The 25,994-nt window shown below is 38.1% G+C and carries 19 protein-coding genes; all 19 read right to left on the bottom strand.

All coding sequences use genetic code 11. From position 1 onward, the window contains the following. Positions 1 to 2,306 (bottom strand): MucBP domain-containing protein (locus O3599_RS06510; protein WP_371512334.1); only part of this gene is annotated, 2,306 nt, incomplete at its 3' end. A gap of 99 nt (positions 2,307 to 2,405) precedes the next feature. Continuing rightward, positions 2,406 to 3,650 (bottom strand): glycosyltransferase family 4 protein, encoded by a 1,245-nt coding sequence (locus tag O3599_RS06505; protein ID WP_371512332.1) that lies wholly within the window; start codon positions 3,648 to 3,650, stop codon positions 2,406 to 2,408. Between the two features lie 3 nt (positions 3,651 to 3,653). Beyond that, positions 3,654 to 5,240, bottom strand: a complete 1,587-nt coding sequence (locus tag O3599_RS06500; RefSeq protein ID WP_247947509.1) for a glycosyltransferase family 52 — start codon at positions 5,238 to 5,240, stop codon at positions 3,654 to 3,656. Positions 5,241 to 5,271: 31 nt separating this feature from the next. Next, on the bottom strand, positions 5,272 to 6,267 hold the full coding sequence (gene rfbB, locus O3599_RS06495) for a dTDP-glucose 4,6-dehydratase (RefSeq protein WP_247947508.1): 996 nt from the start codon (positions 6,265 to 6,267) through the stop codon (positions 5,272 to 5,274). Positions 6,268 to 6,288: 21 nt separating this feature from the next. Beyond that, positions 6,289 to 7,062: an alpha-1,2-fucosyltransferase gene (locus tag O3599_RS06490; RefSeq protein ID WP_247947507.1), complete on the bottom strand. Its 774-nt coding sequence runs from the start codon at positions 7,060 to 7,062 to the stop codon at positions 6,289 to 6,291. Beyond that, positions 7,043 to 8,401: a dTDP-4-dehydrorhamnose 3,5-epimerase gene (locus O3599_RS06485; RefSeq protein WP_261047674.1), complete on the bottom strand. Its 1,359-nt coding sequence runs from the start codon at positions 8,399 to 8,401 to the stop codon at positions 7,043 to 7,045. The genes O3599_RS06490 and O3599_RS06485 overlap by 20 nt, the downstream gene beginning before the upstream one ends. A gap of 252 nt (positions 8,402 to 8,653) precedes the next feature. Next, positions 8,654 to 9,592 carry a peptidylprolyl isomerase PrsA gene (gene prsA / locus O3599_RS06480; protein WP_045597054.1) on the bottom strand — a complete coding sequence of 313 codons (939 nt, stop codon included), beginning with the start codon at positions 9,590 to 9,592 and terminating at the stop codon, positions 8,654 to 8,656. 66 nt (positions 9,593 to 9,658) lie between these two features. After that, the gene (locus O3599_RS06475) at positions 9,659 to 10,372 is read right to left on the bottom strand and encodes an O-methyltransferase (protein ID WP_371512329.1); all 714 of its coding nucleotides are present in this window, start codon (positions 10,370 to 10,372) and stop codon (positions 9,659 to 9,661) included. A gap of 1 nt (position 10,373) precedes the next feature. Further along, a complete protein-coding gene (gene pepF / locus O3599_RS06470; protein ID WP_000244089.1) occupies positions 10,374 to 12,176 on the bottom strand; it encodes an oligoendopeptidase F in 1,803 nt (600 codons plus the stop codon). An 18-nt stretch (positions 12,177 to 12,194) separates the two neighbouring features. After that, complete coding sequence (locus O3599_RS06465) at positions 12,195 to 13,148, bottom strand: competence protein CoiA (protein WP_000495920.1); 954 nt, start codon at positions 13,146 to 13,148, stop codon at positions 12,195 to 12,197. Between the two features lie 398 nt (positions 13,149 to 13,546). Next, positions 13,547 to 18,901: a DUF1542 domain-containing protein gene (locus O3599_RS06460; RefSeq protein WP_371512327.1), complete on the bottom strand. Its 5,355-nt coding sequence runs from the start codon at positions 18,899 to 18,901 to the stop codon at positions 13,547 to 13,549. A 259-nt stretch (positions 18,902 to 19,160) separates the two neighbouring features. Next, complete coding sequence (gene tehB / locus O3599_RS06455; RefSeq protein WP_247939230.1) at positions 19,161 to 20,021, bottom strand: SAM-dependent methyltransferase TehB; 861 nt, start codon at positions 20,019 to 20,021, stop codon at positions 19,161 to 19,163. A 15-nt stretch (positions 20,022 to 20,036) separates the two neighbouring features. After that, positions 20,037 to 20,504 (bottom strand): SsrA-binding protein SmpB, encoded by a 468-nt coding sequence (gene smpB, locus O3599_RS06450; protein ID WP_001051750.1) that lies wholly within the window; start codon positions 20,502 to 20,504, stop codon positions 20,037 to 20,039. Further along, positions 20,467 to 22,821, bottom strand: coding sequence for a ribonuclease R (gene rnr, locus O3599_RS06445; protein ID WP_371512324.1), 2,355 nt, complete (start codon positions 22,819 to 22,821; stop codon positions 20,467 to 20,469). Before rnr ends, smpB begins: the two co-directional genes overlap by 38 nt. Positions 22,822 to 22,922: 101 nt before the next feature. Beyond that, positions 22,923 to 23,156 carry a preprotein translocase subunit SecG gene (secG, locus tag O3599_RS06440; protein WP_000282517.1) on the bottom strand — a complete coding sequence of 78 codons (234 nt, stop codon included), beginning with the start codon at positions 23,154 to 23,156 and terminating at the stop codon, positions 22,923 to 22,925. Positions 23,157 to 23,195: 39 nt separating this feature from the next. Next, on the bottom strand, positions 23,196 to 23,345 hold the full coding sequence (rpmG, locus tag O3599_RS06435) for a 50S ribosomal protein L33 (protein ID WP_001809104.1): 150 nt from the start codon (positions 23,343 to 23,345) through the stop codon (positions 23,196 to 23,198). Beyond that, positions 23,345 to 24,544, bottom strand: a complete 1,200-nt coding sequence (locus tag O3599_RS06430; protein WP_023947226.1) for a multidrug efflux MFS transporter — start codon at positions 24,542 to 24,544, stop codon at positions 23,345 to 23,347. The genes rpmG and O3599_RS06430 overlap by 1 nt, the downstream gene beginning before the upstream one ends. After that, positions 24,531 to 25,136, bottom strand: coding sequence for a dephospho-CoA kinase (coaE, locus tag O3599_RS06425; RefSeq protein ID WP_023947227.1), 606 nt, complete (start codon positions 25,134 to 25,136; stop codon positions 24,531 to 24,533). Before coaE ends, O3599_RS06430 begins: the two co-directional genes overlap by 14 nt. Next, positions 25,136 to 25,960, bottom strand: coding sequence for a DNA-formamidopyrimidine glycosylase (gene mutM / locus O3599_RS06420; protein ID WP_033684995.1), 825 nt, complete (start codon positions 25,958 to 25,960; stop codon positions 25,136 to 25,138). The genes coaE and mutM overlap by 1 nt, the downstream gene beginning before the upstream one ends. Between the last annotated feature and the right edge of the window lie 34 nt (positions 25,961 to 25,994).

Raw genomic sequence — 25,994 nt, 5'->3', positions numbered from 1 at the left:
GCTACCTCAATCACTTTTTCAACTGCACGGTAGTAATAGTTTACCGTAGTGCCACCTTCTGCAATCTTACCGTTTGCATTGTCTGGTGTAGCTACTAACTCATAAGTAGTTACTGTTGTAACGGTCTTTTCTGGTAAGTCTTGAACCTCAGTTTTAGACGGAATTTCTTTAGATTGAGTTCTATAGTCAGACTTAACTGGTAAGTCTACTTGGTTTTCACTTGGTGCTAAAGAAGTTGTTGTGTTCTCTAAATAGTAGTTAACGTTTAGAGGGGCTTTTTTCTCGCGGTAGTAGTGAGTTACTGTAGAATTTCCGTCAGCTACAACCTTATAAGCACGAATTGGTGTAATTAATTCACGTTTGTTGTAGGTTGTTTCGTTGTGACTTGAAGTTTCTGTTGCAGAAATAAACTCGATACCACTATCGGGTTGAGCTTTGTAATACCCACCTTCAGGAATTGCTTCGACATTATTATCTGACTCCCCTTGGAAAAACTTATATTCTGGTGTAGTTTCTACAGAAGTGATTGTTATAGAACCATCGTCATTAACTTTGACTGTACCTTTCTTAAGAAGTTCGGTAGCAACCTCTTTAGTTGTACCTGTATCTTCTAGGTTCTCTAAAATTTGTTCCCTTGTAACTTGGCCTTCAATATGGTTAATTGTTGTTTTAGTTAAAGAAATTGAACCCTCAACATCTACTGTATAAGACTTTTCAATAGTAGTAGTGCTTAAAGTAGAAGTACCCCTAAACTCTTGTTTTTCAATATTTTTGAAAGTTAGAGTCTCAATAATTTTACCTAAATTTCCATTTGGAGAAAGTAACTCTTGAAGACCTGGAACATCTATTGGACGATCTGTAGGAATATAAAAAGCATAAGAATTAGCAAGTACTCCACTGTTTACCCAAACAACATCAGCACCAATGGCTTTAAGTTTAGCTGGAAGTTCTTCAAAATAAGCATCTACTCTAGCTTTTACTTCTGCCACTTTTTGCGCTTCTTCTGGAGTATTAGCTTGTTTTTTAGCAAATTCCAATAAATCAAACAAATAACGGTAGCTCTTATTGTTTTTAAGCGCTTCTGCTGCTGTTGGATTCTGTAGACTTGAATCTTCTTTGCGAGGACTTAATTGGAAGTAAGGGTTATCTTCATAGATAAAGTCCTCAGTGTCAAATCCAAATACTGTTGAAGTAGCAACCGTAGTTTCAGTCACATCATCGCCTGTTTTGAAACGACCGTCTGGTCCTAGTTTTGTAACAGAAACATTATGATCTTGAGAGCCTTGAATAGTAAAAGTAGGAGAAGCAAACGTGTCGCCATCTTCATCATTACGAGTATCAGGAGTTAATTCAAAAGTTGGACTCTTAAATTTTTTAACAGTCTTAACAGTTGTAGAGTTACCCACTGCATAAGTATCTTTATCTAATACAAGAATAGAGTCACCTTCTTGAAGAGTTACATTTGCTTTCGTGAAGTCTTTAGCGTTTGCAAGACCTGCTTTCCATTTAGAAACAGCATCTTCATCGCTTGATACCCCGTCAGTTTCTACGAACTTACCGTAGTGACCGTCAGAAGTTTCTTCGACAAGATAAACTTTACCTGTCGTTTTTGTATAATCAATTTCCCCTAGTTTGTTGTGCATTCCTTCTGGGGACACACTTGCTTCAATATCGTTAAATTGAGTTTTGCTATACTTAGCTTTATCTGCACCCTCAACTTCAGAGCGTGTACGCTCATAAACTTTACCATTCAATTCAAGAGTATCTTGTTTCCCTGTTTCCTCAGAAACGGTAATACCGCTTTTATCAGCAGTTGACTCACGGTAGTCTTTACCATCTGTATCTGCGGCAAGACCCTTTTTATCATAAGGAGTTGTAATTGTTCCTTGACCTGTTGCTACTGTTTCTGTTTTCAAAAGTGAATTATCTTCTTCTAACTTGTAATTTACAGTAGTCTCAGAAGTAACAGTTAACACATCCGAACCGTCAGCGTCACCTTTATTTTCGTTAGCTTTAGTAGGTTCAGCAACACCTTTATTCAAGACTGCATCAAATTTAGCAACTTTACTAGTATCAGTATCATCTGTAAATGTATTTGTATTTGCAGAAGTTGTCTTATCGACACTATCTACCAATGCAACCTCACTTCCACCTGTACCATTTACAACATCTGCCAAAACTGATTGTGTTGTTGTAACTAAACCAACACCTAGTGCAAGAAGTGTTGCACCGATTAATTTTGAATCAGTTCTACCATTCTTATACTTACGGAAAGAAAAAATTTCACGCTTATTGTCTCTAAACATTCTTTACCTCATAATATTAAAATTAAATATAATCCTTCTACTTCTTTCGGAAAGACAAAGGCTTTACTACTATATTTTAGCTAATAAATTCTTAAATACTTAACCTAAAATCAAGTACCAATATAATTCTAACACATCGTCTTTAGTATAACAAGAATAAAACCTTGAAGATTTAAAGCATCCACCCTTTCGATAATCTAATAGTATAGATTTCAATTCTTTAGGTGTCCGAAATACCCTAGTATTTTCACATTTACTTGCATAAAATTTATGTGCTAAATCTACATCAGAAAGCAAACAAACTAAACCAAATGAAGATGCTTCAACAGCAGCATTTGCAAAACATTCGCTCATAGAACAAGAGATATAACCCTCATGATTCTCATAAGGAACATTTTCAACAAATCCTTTAAACTGAACATTTTCAGGTAAATCTTCTTCAGTATAACCTACAGGTAAATTTCCATAAATCGTCAATTTACTATCAGGTAACTCCCTAAACGCCTTAATCGCCCACTCACAACGTTTCAAAAAAGTCATGTTACCTACAATACACCAATCTGTTACAGAAGTGTACTCTTTTTCTATACCCTCTTTTACATAAATCGGAGGCAAGAACCGTACCAAATTAGATCCTAATCGCTCTTCCAAAACGGGGCTTGCAACTAAATTTTGACACCAGTTTTGTAAGACAAACTTCATTTGAGGGTCTAAAATATTGTAATGAGTATATGCAAACAAGGTACGACCTGTGTTTTGGAAGAACTTCCTCAATTGAAGAGGATATTCATTAACCATATCGATGATAAAGCGATCTTCGACTGTAGAATTGTTAGCTAGATAGAGACTGACTAACTGCCATTGGGTATAGGTTTCACCACTTCTTAGATTTTGATAAGAATGGTAATTTTCACTCACATCCCCTTTGAGTAATTCTCCTTTACTATCATAAAGAGTGAATAACTTTTCTTGATGAGAATATCGATACAATAGTTGAGAGGTATAACATTCGATACTTCCATCTTGATAGCGAATAAGACCAACATACCCTTCATTTGTAGACTCAACTCTAACGATACCCTTTAGCTCTTCTACAAATTCTTTTTTTACACTGGGTTTCTGTCTAGCTAGATCTGACTGATCATAAATGACATGGTAAAAATTTTCAAATCCAAGATTTTCAAGGGTTTCAACAAAATTTGGTACAAAATTCTCTAAATTTGTTAAAACAAGTTCCTGTTCTACCTCTAAACTTTTAAAGATTTCCTGACGTGCTAATTGACTTCTTTCAAAACCATAAGAACTTACAGGAACTGCTTCTTTAATTGTAAATACTTTAACCATGGTTTATTTTAATACATCCTCCAATCTTAAACCACGACTTCTTGCTAGTCTCGCACGAAAAGTCATGCCACGTTTGTAACGTTCTGATAAACGATAGTAGGTTGTTACTATATTCAAAACTGAAGCATTCTCCTTTGTAACTATTCTAGACCACAAATGCCAATCTTCAAATCCATCGCACTTAGCATCATAGCCTCCTGCCTCATCATAGGCAGAACGTTTAAAAATGACGGTTGAATGATTAAAGACATTTCGGTAGGCAAGCTCTAACCACAATGGTTCCCCTGATAAACCATGTTTCGGGTTTCGTTCCATTTTATCAGTCATCTCATCCTCTTCAGCTATAACTCTGGCTCCTATAAGATCTATTTGTGGATTTTCTTCCAATTCATGTAAGAGAAGGTCTAGATGCCAGGGCATCCAAATATCATCTGCATCTTGTCTGGCTACATAAGCTGTTTGAGACAGGCTGACTCCACGATTTAAAGTTTCTGAAATCCCTTTATGACTTTCCCTGATATACTGTACTCGTTCATCTACTAGATAAGGCTTACATACTTCCTCTGTATTATCTGTCGAGCCATCATCCACAATTAGCAGTCGAAATGCTTGGTGGGTTTGATTTAAAACAGAATCAATCGTTTGACTAATGGTTTCAGCCCCATTATAGACAGGCATAATAATATCAACAGGTGTGTCTGATTGAGACAGATTTTGATAAGGAACACCTCGTTTTGCAAAAACATTTGATTCATGAGTTGTTAAAAAAGTCCGATACCCATGCACTGATACGCCCTCTATATTTTTGACCATCAAAAGCGAGGTTGAGTAAAAACCATGTACTTCAACGAACTCATACTCCTCCAGTAAAAAATAAATTTCTTCTTCAAAGCAAAATCTAGTTTCTTTCAATTTATCTTGATAGGGATTCAAAGGTACTCTAGGATGGGGATAGTAATAATCAATCCTCTGCTCATCTAAAACTTTAGCAGTCAATTTTTGGGTAATTTCCAAATCTTCCTGATAAAGGAGAGAGCCTAAAAATTGCCCCAGAAAAATGCTTATTTTCTTACCATTTTTAGCCCTATGAAAATGACTTGGTTCAAGATGAAGCTTTAGAAAAACCTGCTTCTCTTTTGGGAAGAGGATACAGTCCTCAAATACCGTATAATGTCTATTTGACAAAGACATAACCTCTCTCAAGGTAAAGTTTGTATAAGGAATTCCCCTCTCAAAATTTTGTGTATAGCGATTGAGAGGTACAATGGAAGTACTACCATCATCAAAGGTGTACAAACTCATTGTGCTAGGATTAAAGATACTAAGAGCCACGGGATTATCTAAACTTGCTAGATAGAGATTGCGAATTGACTTGTCTTTCAAAACCTCCTGAATATCATTCAAGACTGTCTTTCCTTCTAAAACAATGACTTCCTTACAAAATTCTGCCATCCGTTCAGCATAAAAAATCTGTCTCGCATCATTTGACATCTTTAGATAAATCCCGATAAAATCTTCTGAAACAGTCTGAACAACTTCCTTTGCGACTAAAACTTGAAATGGGGAAGAACAAAAAATGATATTTTCCACATTTACCTCCTCATAAAATCCTTACAAACTCTTACTTAGCATCTTGCTTTTGCGCAATCATCTCTTGCCACCAAGCTTCATGTTCTTGATACCAATGGATAACTTCTTTTAATCCCTTATCAAAATCCACGTAGAGAGGTGTAAAACCTAATTCAGTATACAATTTACTAGCATCAATTCCATAACGAAGGTCGTGTCCTGGTCTATCTGCTATATACTTAAAATCTTCCTGAGATCTTCCTAACTGCAACAAGATTTTCTGTAAAACTTCGATATTCGTACGCTCATTATTTACCCCAATCAAGTAGGTCTCACCAATCACACCCTTATCAATAATGGTGTCGATAGCTCGACAATGATCTTTCACATGAATCCAGTCACGAATGTTAAGCCCTGCTCCATATAGAACTGCCTGCTGACCAGTTAAAAGATTGGTGATTTGTCTTGGGATAAATTTTTCAGGATTTTGATAGGGGCCATAATTGTTTGAGCAGTTGGAAATTGTAGCCCTGACTCCAAAAGAACGAACCCATGCTTTTACCAATAAATCCGCAGAGGCCTTTGTAGCGGCATAGGGAGAACTCGGATTGTACTGCGTTTGTTCAGTAAATTTATCCTTACTTTCTAATGGAAAGTCCCCATAAACCTCATCTGTTGAAATATGGTGGAAACGGATATCATACTCTCTAGCTAACTCTAAAAGATTGTGCGTACCGACGATATTACTTTTCACAAAAATAGACGTGTCGTGCAAAGACTTATCATTAAAAGATTCCGCTGCAAAATGAACAATCAAATCAACTTGTTCATCGATGTGTTTGCTTAATTCCAAGTCATTTGCGATATCAAGTTTATGGAAACCTACTCTGTCATCCAGTAAATCTTCGATGGTTTTCAACGAAGAGGCGTAAGTCAAATTATCCAAAATCGTAATCTGAATATCCTTATAAGTCTCTTTTAGGTATCGCACAAAATTTGAACCAATGAAACCAGCTCCACCAGTCACAACGATATTTTTATATTTCATCTATTTTTCCTTTAACACATTTTACTCAAATCCAGTACGGTCAACACTTACAACTTCCCAGTCTCTTGTATCTGCAATTTGTTTCCCATTTTGTTCAAGTAAAGTATTAAAATCAGGAACAAACACTTTTACAAAAGGCTTTGTTAATCTTAAAATATAGCCTACCCAGTAACAATAGGTCGAATTGGGACAAATAAAATACTTATTGCAACTATATAGCTGTAAAAAGTTGTCTTGAATATCCTGCTCCTCAACTATAATCGGGTTTTCAAAATGATACTGAGAATGGAGAAAAGGTACCAATTCTTCGCGACACCAGGTAACATCGTCTGAAGTAATTCGGATGGTTAACTGTTGGAATTTATCCCCTTCAATTGCTGCTATCTTGTCTAAACAAGAACCGATATACAACTGAGAATTATAACCGTAATTTTTTCTATTTCGTTCATTGAGAAAATCCGTTCTTCTAATGGCAATGGTCACATTTTTCTCTTCAAATCGAGCGGAAGCTGCTACCACTGGTTCAATCAAATACTCTCTACAAAAAGAGTCCAATTCTTCTGAAGAATAGTCAACACCTGCTTCTTGAAAATAACCAAAATCTTCTAATTCGGTACCATTTGCTTTTGAAAATAAGACAGCGGTTTTTGGAAAAAAGGTTTGGGCAAACTGAAAATATCCTGTTCGTAAGACATAACTTTCCTCATAGCCCATCATCCGATCTCTATGCGCTTGTAGTAGAAGATAGAGCAAATTTCCTAGTTGAAAACCTCTATTATTTTCGTAAATTTTCAAGATTAGAATCTCCTTTTTGCTTTGTAAAGTATTGTCCCAAAGTAGAAGCGTCAGGATTTTTTAATAAATTCTTTATTTGTCTACCTGTAAAAATTTCAGAATTATCGATACCCAATTTCACTCCATCAATCCTATTTAAATTCGATACTAGATGACGAGCCAAATCATTTATTGCTGTTACTTGATAGCACATCTCATCAGGATAAATATCAGAAATCGGCTCTAAATCCCTCAACAGTTCATCTGGAAGAGGCTCTAGTAAAACCCACAACTGATCATTTACTTTTTTATAATATTTTTCTAACTCAGGCTTGTCCAAAACAATATCATTTGAAATATAAGTCCATTGTCTAGAGAGTAAATCGTTGATAAAGCCCTTTTTCAGCGTTTTTCCATATAAGGTGTCCATAATATAAATTGTATTGCAATTTTTGTGAGCTTCAATCACGCTATTATAAATCTTTTGATGAATAGCGCTATATCTGATACCACTATCAAATACAGACTTCGTAGACACTAAAATCATATGACCTGTCTGAATGTTTTTTAGGACATTTAATAATGTCTCTATTTCTGAATCATCGTTTTTCAAACCTAAATTAGTTAATAATTTTTCTGATGACGGAGCGGTACAAATCACCACATCATAAAAACCTTTCAAAGCGTCTTCAATACTATTTCTATTGAAACAACTTAAATCAATATCAGATTGCTTCCTTAATGTATCAAATAAAACTTTCCCAACTGCACCTGTTGAACCTATTAAGGCAACTTTCTTCTTGCTTGATTCAATTATTTCAAGAACTTCTTTAAAAGTTTTAGCAGCTTGGTCTTTTTCAGAAATGATTGGTTTTAAAAGAGAATCCCACAACAAATGAGCATCTTTGTCTAGTGGTGTAATTCCTAGATAGTTTTTATGTGGATCATAGTAGTCAGCAACTAAATAATTCAATATTCCATTATCAACCAGCGATTGTGCTCCATTGGCAACTCCACCAGGGACAAAAACAGCCCTACCAGGTTTGACGTCTATCACATCTACAGATTTGTAAGTTGGAGAATCTATCCGTAGATCGATAAAAATCATTTTAAAGGTTCCAGATGCTACTGTCATCAATTTTTCATAGCCCTGACAATGCATCCCTCTGATAACTCCCTGATTTGAAACAGACACATTATTTTGAAGTTTATGATGAAAGAATGATTCTGGCACCCCATTTGCAACTAAATCTTTTTTTCGCCAATTCTCTAAAAAATAGCCACGCTCATCATGATGAAGAGGACTTTCAAAAACCAACAAACCTTGAATCTGTACTGAAATAGTTCTATCTATATCCATCTTTTCCCCTCTGTATTCATACCCAAAACGATTAATCCAGCTAAACTAAAGTCATTTTCATTATGTTTCTTAAATTATACCACTATATGGGTTCTCTAGCCAGATGAAGGTCATTCTTTTTAAATGTCAATATCTAAAATTATATATTTTTGTTAGGATGAAGAAAAAACCAAAAAAGAAAGGACTAAATTTGTCCTTTCTAGAGATTAACTTTTCTTCAACCCACTACAGTTGACAAAGAGACATTCTGTTTTATTCTTTTGAAGAACTGCTTGAGCTTGAATCTCCACCACCGATGTATTGAGTGAAGATATTTTGGAAGGCTTGATCTTTAACCTTGATGTTGGCTGCTTGCAATTCTTTTCCTATAATGCTTTGAACAAATGATGCATCATTTTGTTTTTGAGTCAAGATAACAGTTTTCAATTTTTCTTTGTAGTCATCGATATTAGATGATTTTTCTGTTTTCTTAATGAGTTTCACAATGTAATATTGGCTGCTGTAGGCTTGTGTTCCAGTAACACTAATCACATCAGAAACACCATTTACATCTAAAGCAAAAGCTGCTTTTTTAACTTGATCTGGTACTTCTGTTGAAGCAGAATCAAAGGTGATTTCTCCACCATTCGCTTTCGTTTTCTCATCAGTTGAATTATCTTTGGCTAATTGAGCAAAGTCTGCATCACTAGCTTTAGCTTTTTCAAGGACTTCTTTCGCTTTATCCTCATTATCAAGACGAATGATTTGAGCCGTTACATCTGGAGTGTATTCATCAAATGCTTTCTTATAGGCATCATCTGTCAATTCAGCTTCTGCTGCCTTCTTAACTGCCAACTCAACCAATTTACTTGTACGAATTTGAGCTTTGCGTGTTTCAAGAGTCATACCTGCTTGTGACAAGACACGTTGGTAGTTCTCACCATATTGTTTCTCTTCTTCGGCAATAGTATCATTGACTTCTTTGTCATCTACTTCAGAACCGTATTGTTTTTCAAATACTTTTTGGATGGTCATGTTCAACAAGACTTGTTGAGCTGAAGGGTTGCTTTTCACTTGCTCATAAAATTGATGTTCTGTGATAACATCTCCTTTCATGCTGATAAGGTCTGCTCCTTCTGAACCTTTGGAACAAGCTGCTAAAGTTGCTACTGATAATAGTGTAATGGCACCTGCCAATAGTTTTTTCTTCATGTCTACTCCTTTGAGATAAGTGTTACCCTATCTATTTTACTATATTTTCTTAAATTATTCTGAAAATCATTCGCTAACAGGCAATTGAACGTCTGCTACATTTTTACGAAGCATGAGAATTCCGTCCCCCAGAGGTACTAGTGTTGCGGTGAGTCCTGGATTGTCTAAGGTTGCATCAAATAGTCTTTGAAGTCCTCTGTAAATAGTTCGCTGGCCACGACGGACTTCCATAATATCCTTGGCAACATCACCACCTTGGAAAATATCATCCAAAACAACCACACCACCGACTTCCAAATGTTTGAGGATTTCTGGCAGAAAGACGATGTATTTAGACTTGGCTGAATCCATAAAGACGAAATCATAGGACTCTGTCAAGGTAGATAAGACATCTACCGCATCTCCTTCTAGGAGCGTAATTTGCTTGCGACTGTCAAACTGGGCGAAATTTTTCTTGGCAAATCCAATCATCTCTGGATTGCGGTCAATGGTTGTAATCTTTGCCTTTGGCGCATGTTCTGCCATCAAGAGGGCTGAAAACCCGATGGCCGTCCCAATTTCTAGAATGTTTTTAGGTTGTATGGTTTCCATGAGAAAACGGAAATAAGCAACCGTTTCATGGGGAATAATGGGAATATTTTCCTTGCGGGCAAAGTCTTCCAATTCTTTCAAAGATCCTGTGACCTGCTTTTGGCGCTGACGCATCAAGTCTACAATTTCTTCCTTGACGACAGGGCGACGCATGTTATGGTTGGCATTTTTACTATATGATTCAACCATCTTATGCCATTCCCAATTTTTCAACAAGTGCTTCAAACTCATTTAAACGACGTTCAAAGACTGCAAAGGCATCGTTGAGGTAGTCTTCCTTCTCCATATCAACTCCAGCTTTTCTCATGACATTAAGTGGATAGTCAGACTTACCTGCCTTGAGATAGTCGATATAGCGGTCACGGTCTTCTTGATTACCATGGACAATCTTTTCAGCCAAGGCTGAGGCTGCTGCAAAGCCAGTTGAATATTGGTATACATAGTAGTTATAGTAGAAGTGTGGAATGCGAGCCCACTCGTATTGGATTTCAGGATTGTCTTCCTTACTCAAACCATAATACTCTTGGTTCAAGTCTGCGTAGAGTTTATTTAGGAAATCACTTGTCAAGACTTCTCCATTTTGGTCCGCTTGGTGAATCGCGTGTTCAAACTCAGCAAATTGAGTTTGACGGAAAACTGTCCCACGGAAACCATCTAGGAAGTTATTGAGAATAGCAAAGCGCGTTGCATCATCTTCCACTTCTTCCAATAATTTCTCCGTCAAGATATTTTCATTGGTAGTTGATGCAATCTCAGCCAAGAAGATAGAATAATCTCCGTAAACATAAGGCTGCGTTTCACGAGTATAGCTTGAATGCATACTGTGACCTGTTTCATGAACAAGGGTAAAGAGATTGTCTAAATTGTCCTGCCAATTAAGTAGCATAAAGGCATTGGTATCGTAAGAACCACCAGAGTAAGCACCTGAACGCTTGCCTTGGTTTTCGTAAACATCAATCCAACGCTCGCTGAAGGCACGTTTGACACGGCTCAAGTAATCCTCACCCAAGACTGCCAAGGCATCTTCTGCCTTTTTCAAGGCTTCTCGGTAGGTAAAACTGTATTCAACAGAAGAAAGTGGTGTGTAGACATCGTACATCTTGAGGTCTGAAATTCCCAGGATTTTTGAACGAAGGTTAAGATAGCGATGCAAGAGTGGCAAATGCTTGCGAACTGCTGCTACCAAATTGTCATAAACACTCTCTGGAACAAAATTGGCTGCTAGGGCTGCATGACGAGCGCTCTTGTAGTTGCGAACTTTGGCACGGTAGTTTTGCACCTTAACATTGGTTTGCAAGGTTTTGGCATAGGTGTGTTGGAATTGTTGATAAGTCGCATAAAGGGCTTGATAGGCACCACGACGAACCTCACGATTTTTAGACTCCATCAAACGTGTGTAAGTCCCATGAGATAGCTGAACTTCCTTACCATCATCGTCAAGAACATAAGGGAACACAATATCCGCATTGTCCAAGATAGCGAAGGTTTCACTTGCCGAACCAAAGATTTCCCCAGCTCCAGCCAATAATTCTTCTTCGCGTTGTGAAAGAACGTGATCCTTGCCTTGCAAAAGCTTGTCAAAATAGTGTTGATAAACCTGCAATTTTGGCTGAGCTTCTAAAAAGTCAGCATACTGCTCTTCACTAATCTCCATAAATTCAGGCTCATAGAATGAAAAGGCTTGGTCTAGCTGGCTATAGAGAGTCATGGCCTTGGCATAGTACTCTTGGTACTTGGCTTCACGTGTGTCTTGGTCATTCTTCATATGAGCATAAACGTAAAGCTTCTCCATTTGGCGTTCCATTTCAAGAGAAAATTCAGTAATTTCGAGTAGACTATCCGCACTATCCAGGAGATGGCCTTCATACTGGGCTACTGTCTCCAATTGTTCTGTTATATCTTTTAAGGCTTCTTCCCAAGCCTGGTCAGTTGGGTAGATCGTTGATAGATCCCATGTATCTTTTTCATTTATTTCATGTCTTTGTAATACCATTAGATTCCTCCATCCTTTCTATTCTACCATATTTTTTAAGAAATATTGCTGATAAAAGGCTGGTGGATAGAGCATTTGCCAATCATTTTGAGGATTTTCTTGATAATAGGTTTGAAAATACAGATAATAGCGAATCAAATCTTGCTCAATTTGGCAAAAATTACCTACTAGTGGTCGAATTTGTGGATACCATTCTTTTAGCCCATAAGTCAGGAGATTTTCTCCCTTTTTATAGGCTTCTGCTTGTTCTTTCATCCAAATGGGATTTTGATAGTACAGTTGTTGCCGGATATAACGACAGATGTCCTTGTCCTGAGAAACTGTAAAATGAGATATTTTTTGTTTCTTATAGGGAAAACGTAATATCTCCAGTAAACTACCGTGACCATAGGGAAATTCCTTAATCTGATAATGGAGTTTACCTCGGAGATCTTGGTGAATCAGGTATTTGAGTCTTAAAACTTGTTTTTCACTGTCTAATTCCCAAACATAAAAGCCCATGTTTTGACTGAAATAGAGAAAACCTTGTTGTAGACGAGTCAAACGCTCCTTGAGCCACAGTTTTTTTCCCAGCAACCACAGTACTTGGTAACCCTGACTACGATAGCCCTCGCTACGCTCTTTAAGAACTTTTTGAGGCAAGGGACTACATTGAACCTCTAAAGCTAGATTGCCATTTACAAATACATCCGCAATCTGTTTAAGCTCTGGAAGCAGGTATTCTAATTGCACCTCGGCCTCTTTTTTCAACCAGTGATAAAGGACTTCCTTATTTTCCAGATGTTCTGGACTTTCATTTTCAGAGGAAAAATCACAGTCTTTTAAGGTTTTGTGGGCAAAATGGATCCGGACACTTGGTCCTTGACGCAAACGGAGCTGACCTCCACAAGCTGGGCAGGTGTATGCTTGCTTCTCAAGCTTATCCTCTAACACATTTACCAATTCTCCCCTAGAATCTCTCGCAACAAACATGATTTCCCTCCTTTTCTATATTATTCGTAAAAATTAATAATCGTATTTTTAATTATAGAAAAAAGTATAGTAAATCGAAATAAAATATAAGCAAATTGATTGAGAAATTATAATTAATTGAAATAAGATATGAACAATTTTATTAGGTGAATCAAATTAATTTCTAAAAATATTTTAGTAGCAGTTGTATACTATACTAGTTTTAATCTGCTATAAAATCAAATTTCTAACAATAGTTAAGAATTTATATCGTACTTTTCCAGTTTCATTTCACTATACTATAATTAACGAAAAATCTCCTAGCAGACTTTCCTGCTAGGAGATTTTCTTATGAGAGGTACTTGTCTAAGCTTTGAAAATCGGATTTACCATCTGATAATTATCAAACAATCTACCAATTAAGATTCTTCATCTTCTTTACGACGACGACCTGCAAGACCAAGACCAAGTAATGCACTTGCGGCAGCTGCTACCATAGATACTACAGAATCTGCTGTACCTGTATTTGGCAATTCTTTTGCCACTGTACGTGTATTTGCTTGTGCTGATGCTGTTTGACTAGCATTTGCTGCTGCTTGAGTTGTAGCTGGTGTTTGAGCAGCCTGGTCGTTAGCTGGAGTTGCATGATCAGTTGATGGAGCAACTTTCGCCATGAAGTCTTCTATACGTTTCACCATTGCATCCACTTCTGCTTGACTTGCTTTTGCATTGGCAAATACTGCTTTAGCTTCTGCTAATAATCCAGTCGCTTCTTGTGCAGTTTCTGCATCAAACTTAGCTGATTCTTGGATAATTAGTTCATCTAATTGACGAATAGCGCCTTCTAACTTCGCTTTATCCACTGTCGCTTCAGTGTTAGTAGATCCGTTATTTCTACCATAATCTGGAAGAGCAGTTTCTGGTTTAGAATCCCCATTTTGTGAAGCAACAACTCTAACCGGTACCTTTACAGTTACTTCTGTTCCATCTGGTAATCTTAACATTACTGTAGCAAACTTATCACCTAATGTATTTGTATCAGGTAAGTCTATGCTAATCACTGTAACATTCTCTGGTAAGCTTAGTTTTGAAATGATATCAGCTTGAGTAATGGCTTTTCCACGTTCAACTTTTACAACTCCAGTAATAGATGCTTGGATGTATGCTTCAAGTTCGAAAGTTGGGCGATCATAAACTAATGATTCTAAATCTAACTGATATAAGAAAGTACGTAAAGCTTTATCAAGTTCAACTTTTGTTGTTGCTTTATCAATGGCATTTAATGCTGTTTGTTTTAAGCGTTCAACTTCAGCAATTGCTTTTGCTTTTTCTTCAGCTGATAAGTTGGGATTTGCTTTAATACTTGCAATTTTTTCAGCTGCAGCAGCTTCTACCGCTGCTTTAGCTTCATTTACAGCTTCTTTGCCAATTGAATTCACTGCTTTGATTGCTGCTTCGCCTTTGGCTTGGGCTGCATTTACAGCTTCTTGTGTTGTCGCTTTTTGGATAGCTTCTACTGCTTCGATGGCTGCCTTAGCTACTTCTGCTTTGGATGCGGCTTTTTCTTCAGCTGATAATTTAGCATTCTTATCGATTTCTGCAATTTTTTCTTCTGCAGCTTTTTGAATCGCATCTAACGCTTTTTCTTTGCCGACTGGATTCACTGCTTTAATCGCTGTTTCGCCTTTTGATTGAGCTGTATTTACAGCTTCTTGCGTTTCTGCTTTTTGGATGGCTTCTACTGCTTCAATTGCTACCTTGGCTACTTCTGCTTTGGATGCGGCTTTTTCGTCATCTGATAAGCTAGTATTCTTATCAATTTCGGACAACTTAGCTTCTTTTGTCGCTTTAATTGCTTCCAAGGCTTTTTCTTTGCCGACTGGATTCACTGCTTTGATTGTTGCTTCGCCTTTGGCTTGGGCTGTATTTACAGCTTCTTGCGTTTCTGCTTTTTGGATAGCTTCTACTGCTTCAATTGCTGCTTTAGCTACCTCTGCTTTGGCTGCGGCTTTTTCTTCTGATGATAATTTAGCATTCTTATCGATTTCTGCAATTTTTTCCTCTGCAGCTTTTTGAATCGCATCTAACGCTTTTTCTTTGCCGACTGGATTCACTGCTTTGATTGCTGTTTCTCCTTTGGCTTGGGCTGCTTCTACTGTGGCTTGTGTATCTGCTTTTTTAATGGCTTCTACTGCTTCGGTAGCTGCTTTAGCTACCGAAGCTTTGGCTACGGCTTTTTCGTCATCGGATAAGCTAGTATTCTTATCAATTTCGGACAACTTAGCTTCTTTTGTCGCTTTAATTGCTGAAATTGCTGCTTCTTTTTCGATAGCTAATTTTCCATTTTCTTTTGCAGAGTTGATACCCTCTTCAGTTGTTGCATTATCAATAGCATCTGTTGCATCTTTTGCTTCTTTAGCTACTTTTGCTTTTTCTTCCGCCTTTTGTTCTAGCGTTAAGCTAGTACTAGCTTCAATAGCATCCGTGGCTTTTTTAGCGGCATCTGCCATTTCTTTTTTAGCAGCATCTCTATCAAGATCTTTCAATGATTCTGCTGCTTTATCTAAAGCTGTTTTTGCTGCATCCACTTTTTCTTGAGCAGCTTTAACTTCTTCTTTTGTTGCATTATTGCCTTTTGCTAAAACTTTGTCTGCTTCTGCTTTTGTCTCTTCTAATTGAGCTTTTAATTTTTCAAATTCTGCTCCATATGCTTTAATACTATCTGCTGTTTTACCAGTTGTATCTGCTTTTTTCAATGCATCAGAATCTGTTTTTAATTTTGTTTTTTCTTCTGTAGTTGCAGCTTCTACAAGTAGATTTTTAGCATTTTCTAATTCCGTTTTCACTGCATCTACTTTTGCTTGAGCTGCTTTAACTTCCTCTTTTGTTGCATTATTGCCTTTTGCTAAAACGTTGTCTGCCTCTGCTTTTGCTGCTTCTAATTGTGCTTTTATTTCTTCATATTTTCTTTCATATGCAGCGATACTATCTGGTGTTTTACCTGTTTCATCAGCTTTTGTTAATAAATCTGCATCTGATTTTAATTTAGCTTTCTCTTCTGCTGTTGCAGCTTCTACTAAAGCTTGTTTCGCTGTTTCCAATGCCGATTTTTTCTCATTAACTTTATTTAAAGCTGCTGTCACTTGTTCTGGTGTTGCATTTTCGTCATTAATTACTGTTTCTGCTTCTTTAATTGCTTCTTGTGCAGCTGTTTTCGCATCGTTATACGCTTTTGTACTATCTGCAGTTTTTCCTGTTGTTGGATCTGCTTCTGTTGCTAAAGTGCTTAACGCTTCCTTTGCTTTTGTTAACTCTGTTTTGTCTGCTTTATTCACTAATAATTCTGCAGCTTTTGTTAATTCCGCTTTTGCAGCATCTACTTTTGCTTGAGCTGCTTGAACTTCTGTTTTAGATGCATTATTTTCTTTTGCTAATACTGCTGCAGCTTCTGTTTTGGCAGCTTCTAATTGTGCTTTAAACTCTTCATATTTTCTGTCATATGCTGCGATACTTTCTGGTGTTTTACCTGTTTCATCAGCTTTCTTCAATGAATCAGAGTCCGTTTGTAATTTTGTTTTTTCTTCAGGAGTTGCTGCTTCAATTAAACCATCTTTGGCTTGTTGTAAAGCTGTTTTTTTGGCATTTACTGTTGCTAAAGCATCTCTAACCTCTGCTACAGTTGCATTTTCATTATCGATAACTGTTTTTGCTGCTTCAATAGCTTTAATCGCTTCTTGTTTTGCTGCATTATAAGCAGTAGCACTATCTGCTGTTTTTCCAGGTGTTGGATCTGTTGCTGTTACTAAGGTACTTAACACTTCTTTTGAATTTCTTAACTCTGTTTTATCAACTCTTAATGCCAATTGTTTCGATAAAGTTGACTCTAAAGCTTCTTTATATTCTGCTGTCTTCTTAACATCCGTACTCGTTACAAGTGTCTTAACTTTTTCTAATTCTGCTAAATACGCAGCTTTTGTTTCATTTGTCTTTCCATCTGTATCTGCTGTTTCAGTTGCTTTTAACTTATAGTAAATTCTTTGTAAAAGATTTTTCGCTACATTACTTGTATCTTGAGCAATCGAAAAATCTAATCCCGTAACAGGTAATGAATATTTTTCATCCCATGCTTGATAACTCATACCGGTACGATTTTGATTTGCTAAAGAAATTCTAACTTTATAATGATCTGCACCTTTAGGTAATGCAATAGGCTTACTAGTAAATGTCCCAGCCGCTCCATTTGGTTTATTTCCAGGTTTTGCCATTAACTTTTCTGCTGCACTTTTTTCAATAAAATCTACACGTCGAGTATGATCTACTCCACTATCTATTGTAGTGCTATTTGGTGTATTAGAAATTCGAATTTTAGAGTTATTTTTTCCATTCGTTGCTTTTGTAACAATTTTTTGGGCATCATTTGCATCTTTTGAAGGATCAAAAGTTGTTTCATATACTAATTTCTCTTGATTTCCTGTAATACTATAGACTTGAACTTTATAGTTAGCTTTAAAACCATCACTATCTCCAACATAACCAGGTTTAAACTTAACTACTACATCTGAACCATATAAAGTTGAATAAGCTGTAAATGTTTTTTCAATCCCGTTATATCCAGCAACATTCTTGGTAACTCCACTAGCTACTCTAGTTGGTTGATATGCACTACTATCCCAAGCTGCTTCATTTCGATTTTTTCTAGTTATACTCTTTGAAAGTAGTAAAGTGTACTCTGTTCTTCTATCCAATGCTTGTTCTTGCAACCAAACTGTATCATCAAGTGTTGAATTGATTGTTTCAAGAGGATACACATCTTCTTCAGTTTTTCTAGCAATGGCAAATTTACCACCACCTACTGCTTTCCAGCCTCCGAATTCATCAATTTCTTTTACAGCACCTTTTGCTACTTCCTTACTATCACCTAAACTATCCATATTTTGTGAAAGTTTTGTGTTATTTTCAACTGTAGGATCTAATGCTAATAATGCTTTAACTAAAGTATTTAAATCTGCATCTGCTGCAGGCGCTGTATAAGTTTGATTAGCAGCAGGATCTGTATCCGTAGTAGCTGCATCCGTACGGAATGGATTATTTGTATCCAAAGCCTTTCCATTACGTTCATCTTTAGAACCTGAGTTTGCAATAGAGTTAGATTCTGAAGATTTTTCAGTATTTGTTGCTTTAATACCTACAGTAGCTTTTCCATTTGTCGTGTCTACTGCTGGTGCTTCTTTTTTCTCTTCTGGTTTTGTTTGTAATTTTGTTGTTGCTACAATTAAGTTTGCATGTGCTTGTGATAATTCTGCTTGTGTTTTTGCATTACTCAAAACTGTTCTTGCTTCTTCTAAGACAGATCTAAGGTTGTTAGCGCTTTCTTCTGTCTTAGTAGAATATGTTCCTTTAGCAAACTTTCCATCAACTTCTTTGATTAAATCTGTTAATTCTTTCTTATCTAGAGTCTCCACCTTCTGAGGTGCTGATTCTGGAGAAGGACTTTTTTCAACTGTTGAAGGTTGAGTATTTGTCTCTACTGTTGCAGCAGGATTAGTGGTTACTGTGTTCCCTTCGTAGGTCCCATTCTGGGCATTCTGATCTTTAGGTTGCAGTGCTTGAGTCTCCCCATTAGTTGAAGGCACCCCTTGCTCCGCAGCAGATACTGCTCCATTTCCTAAAAACATGAACAATGCAGCTACTGCGACACTAGCTGCACCAAAGCTGACCTTACGAATAGAAAAACGTAATTGCTTTTCACGATCGTATTTACCCTTATGAAACATCTAATTTCCTCCAAAATAAATATTTGTATCACATCTTATAATACACTTTTACTCTAATAATTCAATAACTCCTATTTCATATTTTTTAATCCATTACAGTCTTTTATGCGTATATATATATATATATACGCATAAAAATGATTTTATTCTATTATTATAGAGTTTCTTGGAATAAAAATTATATTGTCAGAAATATTATTTTTTTATAACATTTAGCATTTTTTTAAAGATCCGGAAATTTCCAGATCTTCATTCTTATTTACTTTATTTTCTTAGCTAGCATGGTCGCAAAGCGTAGTTGAATACGATTGCCATTCTCATCGCGACGGTGAAGATGGCCTGGATTTTCATTGTACTTAACCAATTCCCAGTCCTTATAATAGTCTGCCAGTTCCCCTTCCTTAAAAGTAAATGGGAAGTTCACTGAGCAAGGATAATTCTCCGTATCCATGGCACAAACGATAAGATTGTAGCCACCAACAGTGGTTTTCTCCTGCATGTTTTTGATAATTGCAGGAATGCGATCTGCTTGCAGAAACATCAAAACAACTGTCGATATGATGAAATCATAGTCTTGCCCAATGCTAGCTGAATTGATATCGTAAAGACCAACAGGCATGTCTAAATCTTCCTGCTCAACAATGCTTTGTAAGATTTCAAGGGCCAATTCATTTTGATCTACAGCTGTCACATCAAAACCATTCTGTGCAAGAAAGAGAGAGTTACGGCCCTGACCACAGCCCAAATCCAAAGCTTTCCCTGGTTTTACTGTCTGCATTGCCTCTAGGACCTCTGAATGAACCGGATTGGTATTGTATTTTATAGGGAAATAATCCTCAGGTTTACAATAAAATTCCAAATACCATTCTACATCGTCTGTTACAGCCTCCACTCGGTGCCAGACTTGTGGTTGTGCCATGGGATTGTCGGCCCCTGCTTCAAATAGGTGTTCAGCTAGAACCTCCCCATTCTCTGTCAATTCAATAAACTTGAGAGTTCCTTTTAAAACAGTAATCTTGCCCCAAGTCCCAACCTTGGTATTGTGTTTCTGCTGAACAGCCTCTGACATGGTCTCTTTAGTCCACAAAGGCATGCGTTTATAGGCAACTAGTTTTTCCATTTTCATTCCCTCTTTTTATCGCTGATTAACAGCTTTCATCACGCGCGCAATATCGCGATTCTGCTCACGACGTTTGATTGACTCCCGTTTATCATAGTCATGCTTCCCTTTGGCAAGTCCTAAAAGGAGCTTGGCATAGCCATCTTTAATATAGACCTTAAGGGGAACCAGGGTCATACCTGTTCCCTTAGTCTCTTGTTCCAATTTTTGAATTTGTTTCTTATGGAGCAGGAGTTTGCGACGACGTTCTGGTTCTTGGTTCCAGATATTGCCCTCTTCGTAAGGAGCGATATGAACATTGCTCAGCCAGACTTCTCCATTTTTTACTTGGGCAAAGCCATCCTTGAGATTGATTCGAGCTGCTCGTACACTCTTGATTTCAGTTCCAGTCAGGACCATCCCTGCCTCTAGCGTATCTACGATTGTATAGTCGTGGCGCGCCTTTTTATTTTGTGCGACGACCTTTCCCTCGCCCTTTGCCATGCTTGGCTCCTTTCTTAGCTACTTCCTTATAAAAAGGTTTCTTTCCTTTTTTCTTCTTGTCTTTTTGTGAATGCTTGCGCTTCTCATTTGAGCGTCCTGATTTTCTCTTATCTTCCTTCTTATCTGAACGACGATTTGAACCACGCCCTTTGTCACTGCGATTAGACTGTTTTAAGCCTTTTTCAATCACATCAAACTCACTTGGGATATATGAGAAGTCAATTTCACCCGTCATCTTGTCAGCTCTTTCAACTCGGATACGAATCTGTTGCCCTACACGGAAGGTTGTTCCTGATTTCTCCCCACGAAGAGTCAAATCACGTTCGTTGAAATGATAAAATTCAGGTAGATTGGTGATGTGAATCAAGCCTTCAACCGTATTTGGCAATTCAACAAAGAGACCGAATTTAACAATACTTGATACAACAGCATCGTACTCTTGGCCTACGTATTCTTCCATGTACTCAGCCTTTTTCATGGCTTCGACTTCACGTTCAGCCTCAATGGCACGACGTTCACGGTTGGAAGACTGGGTCGCAATCTCTGGAATCACTTGTTCAAAATGCTCTGCTATTTCTTTAGAAGAGCCGTAATCACGAATCATACGATGAACAAGGAGGTCTGGATAACGGCGAATCGAACTGGTAAAGTGAGTATAGTAATCTGCTGCTAGTCCATAGTGGCCGTGATTGTGCTCCGAATAGCGAGCCTGCTGCATAGAGCGAAGAAGCATCATGGACAATACATCCGCATAGGGCTCTCCCTCAACAGTACGCATGATGTCTTGGAGGGTCTCCTGACTAATCTCACTGGCAGTTCCATAGATTCGTAAACCAAAACTTGAAGCATAATCAATAAACTTCTGAACCTTTTCAGCCTTTGGCTCCTCGTGAATTCGATAGATAAAAGGCAAATCCAGCTTGCTGAAATGCTCGGCAACTGTTTCATTGGCCATCAACATAAAGGACTCAATCATGCGCTCGGCAACACCACGCTGACGAAGAACGATATCAACAGGCTTACCTTGCTTATCCACTAAAATCTTAGCTTCATTGGTATCAAAATTGAGAGCTCCACGTTTCACACGCATGTTTTCTAAAATTTCATGAAGCTTGGCCATGAGTTCGATACTAGGGACAATTTTCTGATATTCTTGTCTCTTTTCCACGTCGCCAGCTAGAATATCATTAACATCGTTATAGGTCATACGGAAGCTTGTCTTGATTACCGTTTGTGTAATGGTGTAATTGACCACACGACCATGTTTATCAATCTCCATAATGGCAGACTGGGTTAGGCGATCAACTTGAGGATTGAGGGAGCAGATACCATTTGACAGTCGTTCTGGAAGCATTGGGACCACACGGTCTGTCACATAGACAGAAGTTGCACGATTAAGGGCTTCCTTATCAAGGGCAGACCCCTCAGTCACATAGTAGGAAACATCTGCGATGTGAACACCGAGCTCCAAATTCCCATTTTTTAAAGCCTTGATATGCACCGCATCGTCCAAGTCTTTGGCGTCAGCACCGTCAATGGTAAAGGTAATCTCATCTCTTAGATCCAGACGGCCTTCCATATCCTTTTGAGACGGAACATCAGGCACACTTTCTGCTTCCTTGACAACAGCCTCTGGAAATTCTGAGACAATGTCCATAGACTCCAAAACCTCAAGAACATCAATTCCGACATCCGTTGAATGCCCCACCACATCTAGAACACTCGCGACAAAGAAATCATGTTTCTTGCTTGGGTATTTGTCGATAAAGACCTTGAGAACTTCTGTTCCCTCCAGTTTAAGGGCTGGTTTTTTTACATAAATCGGTTGGCTGATTTTCTGATTTTTCGAACGGATGTAGCCAGCATACTTAGGTTTTTCCTGATCTAGAACGATTTGACCGACAACAGTTGTCAAACTGTGTTCTAGGATATCGATAATTTTGGCTTCCGCCGCTGTTCCCTTGTTACGATCAGCGACTTTCTTGATGACAACCTCAACAGTATCGCCATCAATAGCATAGTTGACATCGTTTTTACCTACAAAAAGGTCGTCCTCCTCGCCTTCTAGACTGACAAAACCAAAGCCATTTTTATGGGCATGAAAAATCCCCTTGAGAGTAATCTCATGTTTTTTCTTAACTTCTAAGGTCAGAGTACCATCTTCTTCAAAACGAATCTGGTGCTTTCTTTCCATTAAGGATAAGGTTTTAATCAACTCACGAAAATCCTTGGAACCGTCTTTTCCCAAAGCCTGAGCCAAGTCATTGACAGTTACCTTTCCCTTATCTTGCAAATATTCTTTTATTCTATCTTTCATATTTTCTTTCTAGATTTTTTAATTTTCTTTTACTGTAAAACCTTTTCAAACATCCTTTAAAAATAAAAAGAGGCAAAGACCTAGTCCTGCCCATTATTTTCTTATCTACTTGATAATACCGTCAATGCTAAGGCAATGGCTAGCCAGAAAAAGACTAAAATCCCTGTCAAACGCTGCATTACAGCTTCAAAACCGCGTGCTTTACTGCGTTCAAACAAATCACCTGAGCTGGCATCAAATACATTGCTGGATTGGTTTTTGGTTGGTTGCATGAAAATCGCAATCACAATCACAACAGATAATACTAATAAAATGGTTAATAATAGGTTATACATATCAAACTCCTTAAAATCCCTATTATTTTACCATAAAATCTACTTAGATTCAAGATGTAGGGTTACTTTTCTTTCCTTGGGACAATACTTTAAAACCTCAATCTTGTCTGGATGGGTTTTGGAATTTTTACTGGTTAGGTAATTGATACTGCCACAAGAGGAGCACTTGAGATTAATTTTTACTCGCACTAGATTTCCTTTACTTTTAATAATGTTCGAAATTGAAGAAGGTTAAAGAGACAACTAAAGGCAACACAAAGGCTTGTCGCATAAAAGACTGCATGGTAGCCAAATTGACCTGCTACTGCAGAACCTGCCATGGGACCAACGACACCTCCCAGATAAAAGAATACCTGATTGAAGGCAAAGACCCTCGAAATGCCGGCTTTGGGAGTCATTTTGCTGAGTAGGGCATTAATCCCAGGAATCAGCGCACCGGTTCCCAAGCCAAAGAGGAAACGATAGAGTCCTAGTTGAAGGGGACTAGATGCATTGGCACAGAGGAGATAGATGATAACTGAATAAAACTGGGCTACAACCAAGAGGCGATGGTTGCCCACCTTGTCACCTAGCTTACCCATGACTCCTGCACTCATCATGCTGGAAAAGCCCATGCTGGACACAATCAAACCAGAGACAAAAAGAAGATTCTCTGTCTGCCCTAAGTCGCGTACATAAAGAGCCAAAATAGGGCCAATCGATTGGGCTGAAAATTGGATGACAAAACTGGTTAAAAAGAGATTGACCAAAAGATAAGGATATTTGACCGATGTAAATAATTCCTTTGTTGGAATAGCCTTTTCCTTGGCTACTGGTTTAAAATCTTCCTTAATAAAGCAAATAGTCAAAATAGCAGCTAAAAACAGAAAACTACCAACCAGTAAGAAAACCGTACGAATTCCAAATAATTCTGCGATAAAGCCACCAATAAAAGGACCAGTTAGAGTGCCTGCAACTACACCTGTAGACAAAGTACCTAAGGCAGAGCCTGATTTCTCCTTGGGAACCTGACTGGCTATCAAGGCTGTTGCATTGGGAACAAAACCTGCAAATACACCATTCAGTAAACGAAGAAAGATTAACCAATAAATATTTGGGACAAAAGCCAAGCCTCCCATAGTGATAGTCATGGCCAGACCAGCACGAATCATCATGGATTTTCGACCGTATTTATCGGCAAGAATACCCCAGATAGGAGAAAAGAGCGCCGCAGAAATAGCAGAGACAGAAATAGCTAAACCTGCATAAAAAGCGACTTGCTCACTCCCTACACCCAGATTTTCCACAAAAATGGGCATAAAGGGCACAACCAAAGAAATACTGGCTCCTGTCAGAAAATTACCAAACCAGGCAATACGCAAATTATCCTTCCAGTTAATCTCTGTCATATTGCTTACCTCCCTCGAGAAGGATACGCACTTGAGTAAGAAGCTGGTCCAGATTGCCATTATTGTCTAGAACATGGCTAGCTAAACCTTTCTTTTGCTCTAAAGGCCACTGGGCTGCCAGACGAGATTCAGCTTCATTTTTGGACAACTGGTCTCTTTTCATTAAACGTTCTACTTGGGTATCTCGGTCCACATAGACCAACCACGTCTCATCAAACCAAGCGCTGTAGTCCTGCTCAAAAAGCAGGGGAATATCCATGAAAAAAATCTCTTCTGTCTGAACCAACTGGTCTCTCAAAGTAGCCAGTTCTTCACGAATAATCTCCCCTTGGATTCGCTTAGACCATTCTCGTTCCTCAGGATTTGAAAAGATGAGACTAGCTAGGAGAGGGCGATTGAGTTCTCCATTTTCTAGAATGATTTCTTGACCAAAATGCTGAACTAGAGCCTCAAACAGACGACCACCAGGTTTCTGTAGTTGGTGGACGACTGCATCGGCATCCACCACTTGAAAACCTTGCTGTCTAAGAAAATTTGTCACAGTTGACTTACCCGAGGCAATTCCTCCTGTGATTCCGATGATTTTTCCCATCAGTCCCTCCTTTGACAGTTTGGACAAAAGTGGGTGCCTCGTCTGCCTAGTTGGATTTTTTCAATCACAGTGCCACAGCGTACACATTCTTGACCAGCCTTGTCATAGACCTGATGAAAATCCTGCATGGTTCCATCTTCCCCAAAGGCATTGGTATAAGTCCGAATGGTGGAACCACCTTTTTCAACAGCCTGACCCAAAACAGCGATGGTCTGGTCATGAATGGCTGTCGCTTCTGCTACTGTCAAAGTTTGCGAAGGTCTTGCTGGATGAACCTGAGCTCGCCAGAGGACTTCATCCACATAAATATTGCCAAGACCAGCAACCAAGGTCTGGTCTAAAAGGTGGGATTTGATAGGCTTTTTGGACTTGGCTAGAGCAGTTTGAAAGACCTGCAAATCAAATTCTTCTTCGTTTGGCTCAGGCCCTAATTTTTTAGAAATAAAGTAGGCTTCTAAAAGATCAGGGGCCAAGAGTTCCATAGTACCAAACTTGCGTACATCCTCATAAACAAGCATTCCACCGTCCTCAAACTGGAAGAAAACATGGGCATGCTTGCGTTCAGGAACCTGGTCCGGATAATAAAAATACTTGCCCTCCATGCGCAAATGGGAAATCAAGACCTTGTCTGTCAAGTAGAAAAGCAAATATTTTCCACGACGCCCCATTGACTCAACAATCTGACCAGGCACTTCCTTTTGAAACTCGTCCAAATCCGTCTTAATCATCTTGGGATAACGAATTTCCATACTCGAAATCTTCTTACCCAAAATCAATTTTTCTAAGCCACGGCGAACAGTTTCAACCTCTGGTAATTCAGGCATAAGTCCTCCTTCTGTAAAAACAAGAAGCAGGCAT

The sequence above is a fragment of the Streptococcus sp. 27098_8_103 genome, assembly GCF_041432345.1.
Lineage (GTDB): Bacteria > Bacillota > Bacilli > Lactobacillales > Streptococcaceae > Streptococcus > Streptococcus mitis_BV.
Note: the sequence above shows the minus strand (reverse complement) of the source record. Positions and strands in the feature narration are given on the sequence as shown.